Genomic DNA, 15,979 nt, shown 5'->3' on the forward strand with positions numbered 1-15,979 from the left:
AATTACATAGTTCTTAAATGAAAAACATACGAAATTTTTGCATAATCGCCCATATTGACCACGGTAAATCTACTTTGGCAGACCGTCTTTTGGAGTACACAAACACAGTGACTCAGAGAGAATTACAATCTCAGACGCTTGATGATATGGATTTGGAAAAAGAACGTGGGATCACGATAAAATCTCACGCAATCCAGATGGATTATGAACTTGATGGAGAAAAATATATTTTAAACCTGATCGATACACCGGGACACGTAGATTTTTCTTACGAAGTTTCCCGTTCTATTGCCGCTTGTGAAGGGGCACTTTTAATTGTTGATGCAGCACAAAGTATTCAGGCACAAACGATTTCGAATCTGTATCTGGCTTTGGAAAATGATCTGGAAATTATTCCGATTCTAAATAAAATTGACCTTCCGTCTGCAAATCCCGAAGAAGTTACCGACGAAATTATGGGGCTTTTGGGTTGTAAATATGAAGATGTTCTTCGTGTTTCTGGTAAAACAGGAGAAGGAGTTCACGAATTATTGGAGGAAATTGTAAAAAGAGTTCCGCCACCAGTTGGAGATCCAAAAGCACCGCTTCAGGCTTTGATTTTTGATTCAGTTTATAATCCTTTCCGAGGAATTGAAGCGTATTTTAAAATCGTAAACGGAAGTATTTCCAAAAACGAAAAAATCAAATTTTTCGCTACAGGAAAAGAATATGGTGCTGATGAGGTTGGAACTTTGAAATTGAAACAGGTTCCAAAGAAAACGATTGAATGTGGTGACGTAGGTTACCTTATTTCTGGAATTAAAGATGCCCGTGAAGTAAAAGTAGGAGATACGATTACTTCTTTTGTAAATCCTGCAGCAGCTGCAATTGACGGATTTGAGGAAGTAAAACCAATGGTTTTTGCCGGAATTTATCCTATCGAATCTGAAGATTTCGAAGAATTAAGATTCTCACTGGAAAAATTAAGATTAAATGATGCTTCTTTGGTTTTCGAACCGGAAAGTTCTGCAGCTCTTGGTTTTGGTTTCCGTTGCGGATTCTTAGGAATGCTTCACATGGAAATCGTGCAGGAACGTTTGGAGAGAGAATTTAATATGAACGTTATCACAACGGTTCCCAACGTTTCGTACCATGGATATTCTAAAAAAGATCCTGAAACGGCGATTCTTATCAACAACCCTTCTGAAATGATTGACCCCAATCTTTTAGATAGAGTAGAAGAGCCTTATATTAAAGCTTCAATTATTACTAAATCTGATTTCGTAGGTGCTGTAATGACGCTTTGTATTGAGAAAAGAGGTGAAATTGTTAATCAAAGTTATTTGACAGCAGATAGAGTAGAATTAACGTTCAATATGCCATTGGCTGAAGTTGTTTTTGATTTTTATGATCGTTTGAAATCTATTTCTAAAGGATATGCTTCATTCGATTATTCGCCAATCGGAATGCGTGCTTCTAAATTGGTGAAAATGGATATCTTGATTAATGGAGATATGGTAGATGCATTATCTTCATTGATTCATGATTCTAATGCATTTTACATTGGTAAAAGAATGTGCGAAAAACTTCGTGAACTGATTCCAAGACAGCAGTTTGATATTGCAGTTCAGGCGGCTTTGGGAGCGAAAGTTATTGCAAGAGAAACCATTAAAGCTTTAAGAAAAGATGTTACTGCGAAATGTTACGGTGGTGATATTTCAAGAAAGAGAAAGCTTCTTGAGAAACAGAAAGAAGGTAAAAAGAAAATGAAGCAGATTGGTAGAGTAGAAGTGCCACAATCAGCATTTATGGCTGTTTTGAAACTGAATGATTAGCATCATTGATGCATTCTAATAAAAATCCGCAGAAATTTTCTGCGGATTTTTTTTATTTTACAAAATAAGTATCTCTTTGATAATCAATAATTTTTTTATCGTAATTCATCTCAAATTCCTCAGACGAAGTATTTCCTATCAGTACTTTAAATTTTCCTTTTTCTTTTCCATCTAAAAAATTAACAGAAAAAACCATAATTTCATTAGGGTTGAATTCCCAATATCGATGTTTCCAGTTGCCATTATCAAAAATCAAAAAATTATCATTTCTAATAATTTGCCATCTATTTTGCTTATTTAAGAACGCTATCGGAAAGTTTTTAAATTCAGGTAAAATTAATTTTTTGCCAGAAATATTTTTTATAAATGTTGGAAATGCTTTATATTTTTTCAGTTCTTTAGTCTGATTATTATAAGCATAATGGGGAATTGTATCTTTAATTTTAATTGAAATTTCTATGTTATTTTCAGAAAGTGAATCAAACAGGATAGGCTTATTTGAGTATTTCATTCGATCGAATGCACCATTAAAACAGAAAGAAATTAACTTTTGTTTCTGAATATAAGAACTGTCTAATTTGTAGTTTGAAGCTAAAGGCAAAGGCGGAATTCGAAAATATTTCACATTAATTATTGATGTATCTTTTCCAACATACATGATTGATTTTTCGTACTCTTCAGTTGCTTCATTAAATTCTTGAAAGGTCAGTTTCTCATCCTGTGGAAAGCTCAAAACAATATCATCCGCAAAAGTTTTTTCCTCTTTGCAACCAATTAATAAAACTGTTAAAATCAAAAAATATCTTTTCACCCAAATCATTTCTAAGAATTTTGAATGTACAAAAAAACCGTTTCAACTGAAACGGTTTCCGTATTTATTTTTTAGTATATTTAATTTCCATGGTCTTAAATTCTTTGCCTGTTTTAGGATCAGGACCAAACATTTCCAAAGTCTGATGGGTGTCATCCACAAAAGTACAGACTTCCCTCACGTCGCAGTCTTTTCCGGGTCTTGATGGGTCGGTCATTTTTCCTTTAAATTCGATTGATTTTTTGGAAGCATTCCATTCACCTTCCATATTCATTGTTCCCGTTCCCATATTGTCAATCCATGTGCTGACGAACTTCTTTTTAGAATTGTCATACCCTGTAATGCTCATTCCTTCAAAAGGCATTCCCATAAAATCTCCTTTGTGTTCGCTGGTTTGGTAGCGTCCGTCAAAAATCATTTTATTGGTTGTTGTTGACTTGCTTGTCATGGGTTTTCCGCCGTCTTCCATCCACATCGTATTTTCTCCGATCCATACTCCGTCAGATTTTGCCAGCATTTTTTGCATATCTCCTGGTGTTGCATATTCCATCCAGGCTTTGGTAGCTGTTGCAGAATCTACTGGTTTCCATTCTTCATTTTCTTTAGATTCGGTTGCGTCTGAACCTGTTTTTACATCCATTTTCACTTTGTCGCAAGCAACAAAAAATAGTGCAGTACAAGCTGCGAAAAATAAATTTTTCATAATAGATTAGTTTTAAGTTGATTATAAATTTAACAAAAAATAAGATTCGAAAAAAAATTATTTTAATCTTGAAATTAAGGTTTGTAATTGCTAATTTTGTGTACTCATAACGCAAATTAAATTATGGATTCTCCAAAAAAGCTACAAGATATCAAAGTCGCTGTCGACGCCGTTATTTTCGGATATTTTGATAAAAAAGATCTGCAGATTCTTTTGATAAAAAGAAATATTGAACCTTTCAAAGGAGGGTGGGCGCTTCCGGGAGGTTTGGTTTTAGATGATGAAAATCTTGATGATGCTGTAAAAAGAGAATTGCATGAAGAAGCGGGCATAAAACCAGATTTTTTGGAGCAACTCTACACTTTTGGGAATGTAGGTCGTGATCCGAGGAATCGTGTGGTTTCCGTGGCTTATTTAGGCTTGGTCAATCCTTCTTATCATGAATTGTTTGCCGATTCTGATGCGGATGATGCACAATGGTTCAGTGTGAATGAACTTCCGAAATTGGCTTTTGATCACCAAACCATTATTGATATTGCGTTAAAAAGACTTCGTACAAAAATTCAATATCAGCCGATTGGTTTTAATCTTTTGAATGATGAATTTGTATTTTCTGAATTGGAGAATCTCTATAAAACCATTATCGGAAAGGAAATCGACAGGCGTAATTTCAGGAAAAAAATCATGAGCTACGAACTTCTTAACGAAACTTCTCAGTATAAAAAAGAAGGAAGCGGAAGACCGGGGAAATTGTTTACATTCAATCAGGAAAAATATAAGCAATTGGAAGAGGAAGGTTTTTATTTCGAAATCAAATAAAGTTTTCTGCCACGAATGCACGAATTTTTAGCTTTAAAATCATTTTAAATCAAAATTATTCGTTCATTCGTGGCAATCTTTCAGCACAAAAAATAATCTTCAAAATATTTTTATTATTGATTATCAATCAATTAAATTATTTAGCGTAAAATTAACGCAAAATAATTTTGTTAAAATGTTTTGTTGTTTTAAATTTGTGTAATAATAACGCAATCATGAAATACACATTACAAAATACAATTATAAAATTTCAGCAAAACAAAAATTTAGATTTTCTTTTCTTTTGGGGACATACTGCTAAAGATCACGTTACCAAATCATGTTTTAGTCAATGGTTTCCGGGTGAATTTGAAGAAGACGGAACAATTTATCAAACGGCAGAACATTACATGATGGTTGGAAAAGCCAGACTGTTTAACGATGACGAAACCTTAATAGAGATTTTAAACTCAAATACTCCCAATCAGGCAAAAAATTTAGGACGAAAAGTCAAAAATTTTGATCCTCAAATCTGGGAAGAAAATAAATATGAAATTGTAAGAAAAGGAAACTTTTTAAAATTTTCACAAAACGAAAAATTTAAAGAGTTTTTGCTTTCAACAAATAATAAAATATTAGTAGAAGCCAGTCCTTACGATACAATCTGGGGTATTGGAATGATGGAAACTGATCCTAATATTCAAAATCCGTCACTGTGGAAAGGCGAAAATCTTTTGGGGTTTGCTTTGATGGAAGTGAGGGATGAATTAAGAAAATAAAGAACAATAATTATGAAAGCAATAAATTATTTAAAAGGAGATGCAACAAATCCACAAGCAGAAGGAAATAAAATCATTGTTCATATTTGTAATGATATTGGAGGTTGGGGAAAAGGGTTTGTAATGGCAATTTCCAAAAGATGGAAGAAACCGGAAAGTGAATATAGAGAATGGTTTCAAAGTGGAGAAAATTTTAATCTTGGAGAAATTCAAATAGTTAAGGTTGAAGATGATACTTGGGTTTGTAATATGATTGGACAACATAAAATAATTTCAAATTCAAAAGGAATTCCGCCGATAAGATATGAAGCTGTAGAAAAATGTTTGGAAAAAGTTTCGATTGAAGCTTTAAAAATCAATGCAAGCATTCACATGCCGAGAATTGGCTGCGGTTTGGCAGGCGGGAAATGGGAAGAAATAGAATCAATCATTACAAAGACATTATTAAAGGATGATGTAGAAGTATATGTTTATGATTTTAATTAAAATTTTAAACAATGAAAACAAAAATACTTTACAGACCTGTCGGAGAAAAAGAAATGCTTTTAATTATAGAGAGTAATTATAAAAGGTTTCCTCCAAGACTGGAATGGCAGCCGATTTTCTATCCTGTTTTAAATGAAGATTACGCCTCCGAAATTGCAGAAAAATGGAACACAAGAGATGAAGCAGGAAATTTTTTAGGTTTTGTAACCAAATTTGAAGTGTTGGAAGAAATTGCAAATCAATATCCTTCGGAAAATGTAGGAGCTAGAAACCATAACGAATTATGGATTCCTTCGGAAGAACTGAATGCTTTTAACAAAGCAATTATCGGGAATATTGAAGTAACGAAAGTTTTCATAGGAAAAGATTTTAAAAAACCGGCAAATGATGAGGTAGAAAATCTATTATTAAACATTAAAAAACTAACGATGACAAATAAAGGAATGGCAAAAGATACATTGGAAATCCTCGCCAAAAAATATTATATAAACGAACACAACGAAAAAATAAATATAGAAAACGAACTGGAAATCTGTAAAAAAGAAACCGTTTTATTTTCATCTGAACAGCTTTCGGAAATGACAACAAGTGAACTTCTAGAAACGGATTTTGAAACAAAAATTGAAATTTGGAATTGCAGTTCTTTAAAAGCAATTTTACAATTATCAGAAGAAGAAAACCAAGAGAAAATCATGTGCCTGAATTTTGCATCGGCAAAAAATCCGGGCGGTGGTTTTATCAACGGAGCAGAAGCTCAGGAAGAGAGTCTTGCGAGAACTTCGGCTTTGTATGAAACTCAGCTTCAGGCTTGGGATTATTATACCGTTCATCGCGCTATGGAGTCTTGTTTTTACACAGATATGATGATTTACAGCCCGAAAGTTCCGGTTTTCAGAAAAGATAAAGGAGAATTATTATCAAAACCTGTTTTGTGCAATTTTATAACATCTCCTGCGGTAAATGCAGGTGTTGTAAAACGTCAGGAACCGGAAAGAATAGATGAAATTTTAGGAGCAATGGATGTGAGAATGGACAAAATCTTCGCTTTAGCTTTACATAAAGGAAATGAAACATTGATTTTAGGAGCTTGGGGATGCGGCGTTTTTAAAAATGACCCTAAAGAAATAGCGGAGCTATTCAGAAAACATCTTCAAGGAAAGTATAAAAATAAATTTAAAAGAGTAGTTTTTGCAATTCTTACGAAGAAAGAGGAAATGATTAGACCCTTTGAAGAGATTATATGAAATTAACAAGAGAAGAAATAACTGTAGAAATTTTAGAATTACTATATGACTTTCAATATGTGTTGGAACATCAGAGTTCACATATTTATTTTGATGATCCGACTAAGCTTTTATTTTCACAGCAGATTAGATTTAAAAGAGTGTCTTCTGTATTTGCATCTCTTAATATTCAAATCAAAGACTTAAAACACTTTTATGATTTGGAATTTATTAAAGAATTTAAAAATTATCAGTTTGCTGGTGAAATTTTAGAGCCAGTAAAATCTTCTATCAATGGTTTTTATAAAATTGACGACATTAAGACAGAAAACCTTCAAGAGATTTTAAAAAGTATTATCTATTTTAGAAAAGCTTATCTGAATTTGGTCAGAGGTTTTTTGGGAGGAATACAACATTCAGGTGCGCCGCCAGTTGAGAGGAGAGTTTCCAGACATCTGGTGTATGACAGCATACAGGATATAGATACGCTTGTAGAAAGACTAAATAAAACCATTGCGTATTTATTATTTCCTCAAACAGAAAATTTCGATATGGATATCCTAATTGCAAAATATGATTTTCCGACAGAAGATTATAAAGCTTTAGACAAGCAGGAATGGGACGAATATTATGAGGGAAACGGATTTTAAACTAAAGAAAAACCGTTTTTGTTCGATGATGAAACTTGTAATAGTGACTAGTGATTTTACTGCAAAACCCAAACAATGAAACTTAAACTAAAAAAATATAAAGAACAACTACAAGATTGGCCTCAAAAAGGGCATTACATCATGGCTCAATATGATGATGAAAAAATAATTGTTTATCAGTCTTATCGAAAAGAAATTGGTGAGTTTGCTATTCAAAATCAATATTTCGGAGGAGCTTTCAGTTTGGAAAGAATGACATGGATTAAACCTAATTTTCTTTGGATGATGTACCGAAATGGATGGGGAACAAAAGAAGGTCAGGAATATGTTTTGGCAATTCATCTGAAAATGGATGCTTTCAAAAAATATCTCGAAAATGCTGTTTATTCATCTTATAATGAAAGGTTAGAATTATCGAAAGAAGAATGGCAAAATCAGGTAAAAGAATCATCTGCGAGATTGCAATGGGATCCGGATCATGATCCTTTCGGGAATAAATTGGAAAGAAGAGCAATACAAATCGGGTTGAGAAATGATCTCATCAAATCTTTTGCTCAGGAAGATATTATTTTAATCGAAAATTTCAGATTTTGTGAAAGAGCAACATCAGTTTGTTTTAAATGATGATTTGGATAATTTGATGATTCCTGAAGAAAAACCATTAGTATTTGATGATGGTGATTTAAATCGGAAGTTGAGATTAAATGAAAACTAATTACAATGAAAATCGAATTAATTAAGGGAGATATTACAAAAATAAACACAGATGCAATCGTCAATGCAGCCAATTCATCCTTATTGGGCGGTGGTGGAGTTGATGGAGCCATTCACAGAGCAGGAGGAAAGCAAATTTTAGATGAATGCATTGAAATTAGAAATAGACAGGGAAAATGTAAAACCGGTGAAGCTGTCGTGACAAAAGCCGGAAATCTTCCTGCAAAATATGTCATTCATACGGTTGGTCCGGTTTGGAATAATGATGAAGAAAAAAGCTCAGAATTATTGGCAAATTGCTATAAAAATTCTTTGAAATTGGCAGAAAGTCTTGATGTTAAAACAATTGCATTTCCAAATATCAGCACAGGAGTTTATAGATTTCCAAAAAAATTAGCTGGAGAAATTGCTGTTCGTGAAGTCCAAAATTTCAAATCTGAAACCATTGAAAAAGTTATTTTTGTTTGCTTTGATGATGAAAATGAAATGATTTATAAACGACTTTTAAATCTTTAAAAACCATGAAAAAAATACTACTTTTAGCAACATTAATCCCATTTTCCAGTGCTTTTTCTCAGGAAAAGGATTCGATCAAGAATATTCAGGAAGTTGTGATACAAAGTGAAGCAGGAAGATTGCAGGCGGTGAATTTCCACAACATCAATCCGGCTAAAAGTATTCAGAATGTAGGAAAAGAGCCTTCATTTTTATTGTCAGAATCTGTTCCGTCGGTCACGGCTTATTCAGATACGGGTGGAAATAATGGCTATTCTTATTACAGAATTCGTGGGATTGATCAGACGAGAATCAATGTTTCGATGGATGGAGCACCGATGAATGAGCCGGAAGATCAAGGTTCTTATTTTTCGAATTATCCGGATATTTTTAATTCTTTCGATAAAATTCAGATCCAGAAAGGAGTGGGTTTATCGAAGAACGGAACGGCGAGTTATGGCGGAAGTATTCAGTTATTTTCTCCTGATTTAAAGGAAAAAAATCTTGAATTTGGAGCCAATTATGGTTCATATAATTCAATGAGACTGTACGGAAAATACACTTCAGGAATTAAAAATAATATGGGAATTCATGTGAGATTATCGGAAATTTATTCTGATGGTTACAAGTATAATTCCTCTAATCATGGACAGTCTGCCTTTATCAGCGGCGGAATTTTCAAGGATAAAAGTACTTGGAAATTCAATGCTTTAATGGGAAATCAGAGAAATCAGCTGGCTTGGTTGGGCGTGACTCAGGAACAGATAGATAAAGATCCGCAAACAAATGGAAGTCGAGATGAAAAAGACCGATTTTTTCAGACGTTTTTGCAGGTTTTTAACCAGACAAAATTGAACAAATCTTCTTCTCTTCAAAGCAGTATTCATTATACGCATTTGAATGGAAATTATGATTTTAATTTAAACAATTTCATCGGATTGCCGGAAAATGGAGAAATTTACAATTATGCTTTTAATTCGAATTTCTTGGGATTTTATACTAATTTTCAGAATAAATTTAAAAACGGGAAAATTGTCGCCGGAATTAATGGAAATGTATACAGTAGAAACCACACAGGAAGTGAGCTTACTTTGGGAGAACTATACAGAAACACAGGTTTTAAAAATGATGTAAGTGCTTTTGCTCAGGCTGAGTTTAAGTTTGGAAAGTGGCTTTTTTCCGGAGATTTGCAATATCGTTTTGCTAATTTTAAATACAAAGGCGATGTCGGAATGAATGATTTAGAATGGAATTTTTTAAATCCTAAAGTTGGAATTAATTATCTGATTAACAATGAATCAAATATATATTTCAGTTTGGGAAGAGTAGGAAGAGAACCGACCAGAAATGATATTTTTATGGGAAATGATAATTTGATGTTGGATGAAAATAATCAGGTGGCGCTTGGAACTATTACACCCGAATATGTGACTGATTATGAGTTAGGTTACCGTTTTAGTAAAGAAAAAATAAAATTGGAATTTAATTTCTTTTACATGGGTTTTAAAGATGAAATTGTACTCAACGGAAACTTCGGTCCCAACGGATTAGCATTGACCAATAAAGTGGATAAAAGTTACAGATTAGGAGCAGAAATTTCCTTTAATTATCAGATGAATGAGCATTGGAATTTGAAAAATAACTCGTCTTTTGTGTATTCAAGAATTAAAGAAGAAAATGTTTCGTTTAGTCCAGTTTTAACTCCGAAATTTATTGTAAATCAGGAATTAAACTATAAATTAAAGAATCTTACGATCAACGTAACTTCCAGATTTCAGGACAGTTCGTACATGGATTTTTCAAACACGGCAAAACTTCCCTCTTATGTAATTTTCAATTCAGGAGTTTTGTATGATTGGAATCAATGGGAAATCGGATTTTTTGTGAATAATATTACAAACAAACGGTATTATAACTACGGTTACACGGAAGCAGATGGCACAGGAAAATATTTTATTCAGATGCCGAGGAATTTTATGGCTTCTTTAAAATTTAAAGTTTTTTAAAATGAAGGGTTTTGTATTTGGAAAGTTTTATCCGTTTCATATCGGTCATCAAAAGATGATCGAATTTGCCCTTGAAAAAGGAAGCGTAACGGTTTTGGTATGTGCAGAAGAAAAGGAAAAAATAGACGGAAACATCAGAAAAGAATGGATTTGGGAAACTTTTAAAGACAATAAAAATCTGAAGGTTAAAGTTTTTAAATACGATGAAAATAATTTCCCGAATACTTCTGTTTCGGATTGGGAGGTTTCCAAAATATGGAGTGAAGTTTTCAAAGAATATTTTAAAGAAGAGGATTTTCTTGTGACTTCCGAAGAATACGGCGAAATGCTTTCTATGATTATGGATATCGATCATTTTATGTTTGATGAAAATAGGAAAAATGTTCAGGTTTCAGCTTCAAAAATAAGAGAAAATATATTTGAAAACTGGAATTATCTTCCGCTGTCGGTTCAAAAGTATTTTGCTTTAAAAGTCGTTTTTCTTGGCACAGAATCTACCGGAAAAACAGTGATGACGAATAACTTATCTGAATATTTTAAATCAAATAAAGTTTCAGAAGCGGGACGGGATCTTATTTCGGATTCAAAGGAATTTGATTGTAATGATTTGAAAAAAGTGTACACAGAACACGCCAACCGAATTGAAAATGTGGATCATTGTGAAAGTTTTTTAACGTTGATTGATACCGATATTCACATTACAAAATCGTATTCTGAATTTATTTTCGGCAAAAAATTATCAGTTCCCGAAGAAATTATAGAGAAAAATAAAGCCGATCTCTATCTTTATTCCACAAAAGATGCAGAATATATTCAGGACGGAACAAGGCTCGAAATCGGTGACAGAAATAAATTAGACGAAAGTCACCGAAACATTTTAAAAGAAGACAAAATAGATTTTCTGAAGATTTCCGGAAGCTGGAATGACAGGGAAAAAATGGCGATTGATTTTATTGAGAAACTTATTTTGGAAAAGAAGAATATTTTTAAAACTAAAGCAGAGAAAAACCTTTGAATTCTTTGCTAAGTGAACGTCTTTGCCTTAATATAAATTTTTATAGGAATCGGCGAAACTTCGTTTTGCGAACTTAAAAATCAACAGTATTATTTGCAAAAAATCTTTGCGGACTTTGCGTTAAAAACAACAACAAATGAAAAAGCTAACGATATTAAGCGGTGCAGGAATCAGCGCCGAAAGCGGAATAAAAACATTCAGAGACGGAGATGGTCTTTGGGAAAATCATAGCATAACAGACGTAGCAAGTCCGGAAGGATGGAGAAAAGACCGAACTTTGGTATTGGAATTTTACAACCAGAGACGTCGCCAGATTCATGAAGTACATCCAAACGATGCCCACAAATTAATTGCAGATCTGGAAAAATATTTCGATGTTCAGATCATCACACAAAATATCGACGACCTGCACGAAAGAGCGGGATCTACAAACATTCTTCACATTCACGGAGAATTGTTGAAATCTTGTTCATGCAACAATAAAAATCTTGTTTACGATCAAAAAGAGGATATCAAGATAGGGGACAAAGCGGAAGATGGAGCTCAGTTAAGACCTTTTATCGTTTGGTTCGGAGAAGATGTTCCTTTGATGAAAGAAGCAACAAAAAAAGCAAAAGAAGCAGATATTTTCCTGGTTATCGGAACGTCTCTACAGGTTTATCCGGCTGCAGGATTGCTTCATGACATTAAAGATGATTGTCTTTTAATTGTAATCAATCCCAACGAAACAGGTTTCGGATACGGACAAAGAGCGGTCGTAATGAAAGAAACTGCAACAAAAGGAATGCAATTGTTATTTGATAAATTGGTAAATCTAGCTTAATGGAAAATGCAATAAAAGCCGGAATTTTTGGAGTTTGCATTGGCGATGCTTTGGGCGTTCCGGTGGAATTTAATAAAAGAGAAACCTTAAAAGTATTTCCTGTTGAAAACATGCGGGAATTTGGATCTTGGAATCAGCCGAAAGGAACTTGGAGCGACGACAGTTCATTAACGCTTTGTCTTGCCGAAGAATTGATAAAAGGCTATGATTTGGAAAAAATCGGACAAAGTTTTGTAAAGTGGCAAAAGTACGGACATTGGACGGCTCACGGAAGACTTTTCGATATTGGCGGAACAACAAGACAGGCCATTGCAAGATTGATTAAAGGTGAAAGTGCAAAATTTTCAGGAAATATTTTTGAAGAAGATAATGGGAATGGTTCTCTGATGAGAATTCTTCCCTTAGCTTTTTATCTTAAAAACGAAGAAGATATTGAGAAGTTATACAAAACGGTAAAAGAAGTCTCGTCCATTACTCATGGGCATTTTCGTTCTGTTTTTTCATGCTTTATTTATGTGATTTTTGCGATTGAACTAATGAAAGGGAAAGATAAAAAAGAAGCATACAGTCATGTTCAGAAAACAGCTTTGGAATTTGCGGAAATTCAAGGTTTTAATCCAAAAGAAGTCCAGCTTTTTGGGAGGATTTTGACGAATGATATTTCAAGATATAATGAGGAAGAAATAAGTTCTTCAGGCTATGTTCTTGCAAGTTTAGAAGCATCATTATGGTGCTTTCTAAACTCAGAAAGCTATTCTGAAGCAGTATTGAAGGCGGTTAATTTAGGAGAAGATACCGACACAACGGGAGCGATTACAGGAGGAATTGCCGGAATCTATTCTGGTTTTGAGAATATTCCTGAAGAATGGATTGAAGACTTGGTAAGGAAAGATGATATTGAAAACCTATGTATTAAATTAGAAAATAAATTAAAAAACTAAAACACAAACCATGAACGAACAACAAAAGAAAAAATTAAGCAAATTCCTGAGCTACGTTCTCAGACATCATCCCGAACTTATCGATTTGAATCTGGATGAATCTGGGTGGGCAAATGTTGACGAACTGATCACAAAATCCACCAACGATTCTCAAGGTTTTACCTTTGAAGAACTAAATGAAATTGTGGAAACCAATGACAAAAAACGCTTTATTTTTAATGAAGACAAAACTAGAATCAGATCAAATCAGGGTCATTCGATTGATATAGATTTAGCTTTACAGCCACAACAGCCTCCAGAGTTTCTCTATCACGGTACGGCTCAGAATAACGTAGATTCTATTGTAGAAAAAGGAATTGAAAAAAGAAGCCGACAACACGTTCATTTAAGTTTAGATAAAGAAACGGCAACCAAAGTCGGAATGCGCCACGGAAAACCAATTATTCTGACAATTAATTCAGGAAAAATGTTTGAAGACGGAGTTTTATTTTATCTTTCAGAAAACGAAGTTTGGCTGACGGATTTTGTGGAAGCAAAATATATTTCAAAATGACAACTAAAGAATTTGACGAAGAAATAAAAGACTTTTCTCCCGCCAAAGATGATTTAAAGAAAAAAGTTGATGAATTGTTTGAAAAGGGAGCAGGAACTGTCCATATTTTATATTTCATTATCGAGCATAAAAAGTGCAGATTAACAGAAGCAATGGAAATTGTTGAATCTTGTCCGAATTATCACAAAAGATTTAAATGAAAAGAACATTAGCAATAGGAGACATTCACGGAGGATTCAAAGCTTTGAAACAGGTTTTGGAAAGAGCCCATGTCACCGAAAATGATATATTAATTTTCCTCGGAGATTATGTCGACGGCTGGAGCGAATCTTTTCAAATTATTCAGCTTTTAATAGAGCTTTCCGAAAAGCAGGAATGTATTTTCATCAAAGGAAATCATGATGTCTGGACGGAAGATTGGCTTTCTTTCGGAAATGCTCCTGATGTTTGGCTTCACAATGGCGGACAAAGTACTGTTGAAAGTTATTCTGATTACTCTTTGGAAGATTTAGAAAAGCATCTGGAGTTTTTTGAAAGGATGAAGAATTATTACGTTGATGAGGAAAACCGCTTGTTTATTCATGCAGGTTATTCTTCAATGCACGGTCCTGAAAAAGAAGTGTACTCAAGCAATTACCGTTGGGACAGAACACTTTGGGAAACCGCCGTTGCAATGGATAGAAAATTAGAAAAAAATTCAGAATTGTATCCGAAAAGGCTGCTTTTGTATAAAGAAATTTTTATCGGTCACACGCCGACTTTACATTTGGGAATTAAAGAGCCAATTAATAAAGCAAACGTTTGGAATTTGGATACAGGAGCTGCTTTCACCGGATCTTTGACGATTATGGATGTCGATACTAAACAGTTTTGGCAAAGCGATCCACTTCCGGATTTATATTCTGGTGAAAAAGGAAGAAATAATTATAATGTAAGAGCAAAAAATCGCTAATCGTTCCTCTATTTGGATGGCTACTTTTAAATATTCAGGCTTAAAAATTTAAACATTATAATGTTTAGTCAAAAAAATACGCTCCAAAATATGAAGCGTATTTTATTTTATCTTTTAGGTAAACCTTTTTTCAAGGCGTAATTGGCTCTTATAACAGCCTTTTTCTCTTTCCAGTCCATGTAGCGTTTTTTGTAACGACCTTTCATGAAATTGTCAAAATTTCTCTGAACCGTAAGATTCCAAAGCGAATTGGCTTTTACTGCCCAAGATTTGTCCCAAGCTCGAAGAGAAATAGAGAAACTTCCATCCAAATATTTCATCCAGTGCCACCATCCCGTTGGCATAAATAATGTGTCACCGTGCTCAAGGAAACATTCAATTCCTTCAACTCCATCTAATGCCGGAAATTTTTCAAAATCGGGATTAGAAATATCATAATCTTCCAAAGCATACGTTGCATAAGGTAACTTGTACAATCTGTCTTTCCATTTGTATTCAAAAAGTAAAACGTGTTTTCTTCCGTTGAAATGGGTATGGAAAATATGAGCTAAATCAATATCAAAATGTAAAAATGTTACCGAACCTTTACCTCCAAAAAACATTCCCGGATATTTATCCAGAAAACCACCCATCAACTCTTTCGGTGGGATGTACTCATCAAGTAATTTCGACGCATGTTTGATTGGATCAAAAAAGAAAATTCGTAGATCAGTAGGTTCTCTTTGGATAAGATCTATATAATCCGCAAATTTCATTTCGGTAGTCGGCGTATTAATGGGAGCTGAAGGATCTGCTTTAGCACTGTCGTAAAGAGGAACTGTAATGTCTCCTACCACTTCTTTCACATAATCCATCGTCCATTTTTGATAGGCGGGCCACTTTTTTGCCATGTTTTTAATCACAACTGGCTTTCTTGGAATCAGATATTTCTCACGAAACTCTTCCTGAGTAATATCATCAACAATATCTATAGGTTTTAGAATAACCCCCATTCTTATAAATTTTATGTTACAAAATTATTAAATATTTACTTACAGAAATTGATTTAAGATATTTTTAATCTATGACCTTAATCACATTTTTATTTAGTCGAAATAAGAACTGTTTTTGCCTTAAATAATGTTTTTAAATCTAAATTTTTGTGGGTTTTAATTTCTCTTAAAATTTTGATTTTAATCATTTTTAAGTTGCATTTTATTTCCAACAACTGATTTAT

18 protein-coding genes are annotated in these 15,979 nt (G+C 33.6%); 15 read left to right on the forward strand and 3 right to left on the reverse strand.

Features of this window, described 5'->3' with window-relative positions:
- Positions 1-17: 17 nt before the first annotated feature.
- Entirely contained in the window at positions 18-1,814 is a 1,797-nt protein-coding gene (gene lepA, locus OF897_RS01860) for a translation elongation factor 4 (RefSeq protein ID WP_267263987.1), read from the forward strand.
- A 52-nt stretch (positions 1,815-1,866) separates the two neighbouring features.
- On the opposite strand, the gene OF897_RS01865 is transcribed toward lepA, so the two are convergent.
- The gene (locus tag OF897_RS01865; RefSeq protein ID WP_267263988.1) at positions 1,867-2,634 is read right to left on the reverse strand and encodes a hypothetical protein; all 768 of its coding nucleotides are present in this window, start codon (positions 2,632-2,634) and stop codon (positions 1,867-1,869) included.
- A 55-nt stretch (positions 2,635-2,689) separates the two neighbouring features.
- Positions 2,690-3,328 (reverse strand): DUF1579 domain-containing protein, encoded by a 639-nt coding sequence (locus OF897_RS01870; protein WP_267263989.1) that lies wholly within the window; start codon positions 3,326-3,328, stop codon positions 2,690-2,692.
- Positions 3,329-3,451: 123 nt separating this feature from the next.
- Here OF897_RS01870 and OF897_RS01875 point away from each other — a divergent pair, with 123 nt between their 5' ends.
- The 14 genes from OF897_RS01875 (at position 3,452) to OF897_RS01940 (ending at position 14,763) form a co-directional block, all read left to right on the forward strand.
- Positions 3,452-4,147 (forward strand): NUDIX hydrolase, encoded by a 696-nt coding sequence (locus OF897_RS01875; protein WP_267263990.1) that lies wholly within the window; start codon positions 3,452-3,454, stop codon positions 4,145-4,147.
- 215 nt (positions 4,148-4,362) lie between these two features.
- Positions 4,363-4,905 (forward strand): NADAR family protein, encoded by a 543-nt coding sequence (locus OF897_RS01880; protein WP_267263991.1) that lies wholly within the window; start codon positions 4,363-4,365, stop codon positions 4,903-4,905.
- 12 nt (positions 4,906-4,917) lie between these two features.
- A complete protein-coding gene (locus OF897_RS01885; RefSeq protein WP_267263992.1) occupies positions 4,918-5,391 on the forward strand; it encodes a macro domain-containing protein in 474 nt (157 codons plus the stop codon).
- 11 nt (positions 5,392-5,402) lie between these two features.
- Positions 5,403-6,635 carry a TIGR02452 family protein gene (locus tag OF897_RS01890; RefSeq protein ID WP_267263993.1) on the forward strand — a complete coding sequence of 411 codons (1,233 nt, stop codon included), beginning with the start codon at positions 5,403-5,405 and terminating at the stop codon, positions 6,633-6,635.
- Positions 6,632-7,264, forward strand: a complete 633-nt coding sequence (locus tag OF897_RS01895) for a hypothetical protein (protein ID WP_267263994.1) — start codon at positions 6,632-6,634, stop codon at positions 7,262-7,264. The genes OF897_RS01890 and OF897_RS01895 overlap by 4 nt, the downstream gene beginning before the upstream one ends.
- 75 nt (positions 7,265-7,339) lie before the next feature.
- Positions 7,340-7,888 carry a DUF4291 domain-containing protein gene (locus OF897_RS01900; RefSeq protein WP_267263995.1) on the forward strand — a complete coding sequence of 183 codons (549 nt, stop codon included), beginning with the start codon at positions 7,340-7,342 and terminating at the stop codon, positions 7,886-7,888.
- A gap of 96 nt (positions 7,889-7,984) precedes the next feature.
- Entirely contained in the window at positions 7,985-8,494 is a 510-nt protein-coding gene (locus OF897_RS01905; protein WP_267263996.1) for an O-acetyl-ADP-ribose deacetylase, read from the forward strand.
- Positions 8,495-8,499: 5 nt separating this feature from the next.
- Positions 8,500-10,479 carry a TonB-dependent receptor gene (locus OF897_RS01910; RefSeq protein ID WP_267263997.1) on the forward strand — a complete coding sequence of 660 codons (1,980 nt, stop codon included), beginning with the start codon at positions 8,500-8,502 and terminating at the stop codon, positions 10,477-10,479.
- A 1-nt stretch (position 10,480) separates the two neighbouring features.
- Positions 10,481-11,494, forward strand: coding sequence for an AAA family ATPase (locus OF897_RS01915; protein WP_267263998.1), 1,014 nt, complete (start codon positions 10,481-10,483; stop codon positions 11,492-11,494).
- 136 nt (positions 11,495-11,630) lie between these two features.
- Complete coding sequence (locus OF897_RS01920; protein ID WP_267263999.1) at positions 11,631-12,317, forward strand: Sir2 family NAD-dependent protein deacetylase; 687 nt, start codon at positions 11,631-11,633, stop codon at positions 12,315-12,317.
- Positions 12,317-13,258, forward strand: coding sequence for an ADP-ribosylglycohydrolase family protein (locus tag OF897_RS01925; protein WP_267264000.1), 942 nt, complete (start codon positions 12,317-12,319; stop codon positions 13,256-13,258). Before OF897_RS01920 ends, OF897_RS01925 begins: the two co-directional genes overlap by 1 nt.
- Before the next feature lie 10 nt (positions 13,259-13,268).
- Positions 13,269-13,811 carry an RNA 2'-phosphotransferase gene (locus tag OF897_RS01930; protein WP_267264001.1) on the forward strand — a complete coding sequence of 181 codons (543 nt, stop codon included), beginning with the start codon at positions 13,269-13,271 and terminating at the stop codon, positions 13,809-13,811.
- Positions 13,808-14,011, forward strand: coding sequence for a hypothetical protein (locus OF897_RS01935; protein WP_267264002.1), 204 nt, complete (start codon positions 13,808-13,810; stop codon positions 14,009-14,011). Before OF897_RS01930 ends, OF897_RS01935 begins: the two co-directional genes overlap by 4 nt.
- Positions 14,008-14,763, forward strand: a complete 756-nt coding sequence (locus OF897_RS01940; protein ID WP_267264003.1) for a metallophosphoesterase family protein — start codon at positions 14,008-14,010, stop codon at positions 14,761-14,763. The genes OF897_RS01935 and OF897_RS01940 overlap by 4 nt, the downstream gene beginning before the upstream one ends.
- A gap of 107 nt (positions 14,764-14,870) precedes the next feature.
- Here the strand turns inward: OF897_RS01940 and OF897_RS01945 are convergent, their stop codons facing one another.
- On the reverse strand, positions 14,871-15,755 hold the full coding sequence (locus OF897_RS01945; protein ID WP_267264004.1) for a cupin-like domain-containing protein: 885 nt from the start codon (positions 15,753-15,755) through the stop codon (positions 14,871-14,873).
- Positions 15,756-15,979: the final 224 nt, after the last annotated feature.

The sequence above is a fragment of the Chryseobacterium formosum genome (assembly GCF_026460885.1).
Taxonomy (GTDB): domain Bacteria; phylum Bacteroidota; class Bacteroidia; order Flavobacteriales; family Weeksellaceae; genus Chryseobacterium; species Chryseobacterium formosus.

Coding starts and splice junctions, on each gene's coding strand:
- lepA (WP_267263987.1), top strand. CDS start 18: ATGAAAAACATACGAAATTTTTGCATAATCGCCCATATTGACCACGGT.
- OF897_RS01865 (WP_267263988.1), bottom strand. CDS start 2,634: ATGATTTGGGTGAAAAGATATTTTTTGATTTTAACAGTTTTATTAATT.
- OF897_RS01870 (WP_267263989.1), bottom strand. CDS start 3,328: ATGAAAAATTTATTTTTCGCAGCTTGTACTGCACTATTTTTTGTTGCT.
- OF897_RS01875 (WP_267263990.1), top strand. CDS start 3,452: ATGGATTCTCCAAAAAAGCTACAAGATATCAAAGTCGCTGTCGACGCC.
- OF897_RS01880 (WP_267263991.1), top strand. CDS start 4,363: ATGAAATACACATTACAAAATACAATTATAAAATTTCAGCAAAACAAA.
- OF897_RS01885 (WP_267263992.1), top strand. CDS start 4,918: ATGAAAGCAATAAATTATTTAAAAGGAGATGCAACAAATCCACAAGCA.
- OF897_RS01890 (WP_267263993.1), top strand. CDS start 5,403: ATGAAAACAAAAATACTTTACAGACCTGTCGGAGAAAAAGAAATGCTT.
- OF897_RS01895 (WP_267263994.1), top strand. CDS start 6,632: ATGAAATTAACAAGAGAAGAAATAACTGTAGAAATTTTAGAATTACTA.
- OF897_RS01900 (WP_267263995.1), top strand. CDS start 7,340: ATGAAACTTAAACTAAAAAAATATAAAGAACAACTACAAGATTGGCCT.
- OF897_RS01905 (WP_267263996.1), top strand. CDS start 7,985: ATGAAAATCGAATTAATTAAGGGAGATATTACAAAAATAAACACAGAT.
- OF897_RS01910 (WP_267263997.1), top strand. CDS start 8,500: ATGAAAAAAATACTACTTTTAGCAACATTAATCCCATTTTCCAGTGCT.
- OF897_RS01915 (WP_267263998.1), top strand. CDS start 10,481: ATGAAGGGTTTTGTATTTGGAAAGTTTTATCCGTTTCATATCGGTCAT.
- OF897_RS01920 (WP_267263999.1), top strand. CDS start 11,631: ATGAAAAAGCTAACGATATTAAGCGGTGCAGGAATCAGCGCCGAAAGC.
- OF897_RS01925 (WP_267264000.1), top strand. CDS start 12,317: ATGGAAAATGCAATAAAAGCCGGAATTTTTGGAGTTTGCATTGGCGAT.
- OF897_RS01930 (WP_267264001.1), top strand. CDS start 13,269: ATGAACGAACAACAAAAGAAAAAATTAAGCAAATTCCTGAGCTACGTT.
- OF897_RS01935 (WP_267264002.1), top strand. CDS start 13,808: ATGACAACTAAAGAATTTGACGAAGAAATAAAAGACTTTTCTCCCGCC.
- OF897_RS01940 (WP_267264003.1), top strand. CDS start 14,008: ATGAAAAGAACATTAGCAATAGGAGACATTCACGGAGGATTCAAAGCT.
- OF897_RS01945 (WP_267264004.1), bottom strand. CDS start 15,755: ATGGGGGTTATTCTAAAACCTATAGATATTGTTGATGATATTACTCAG.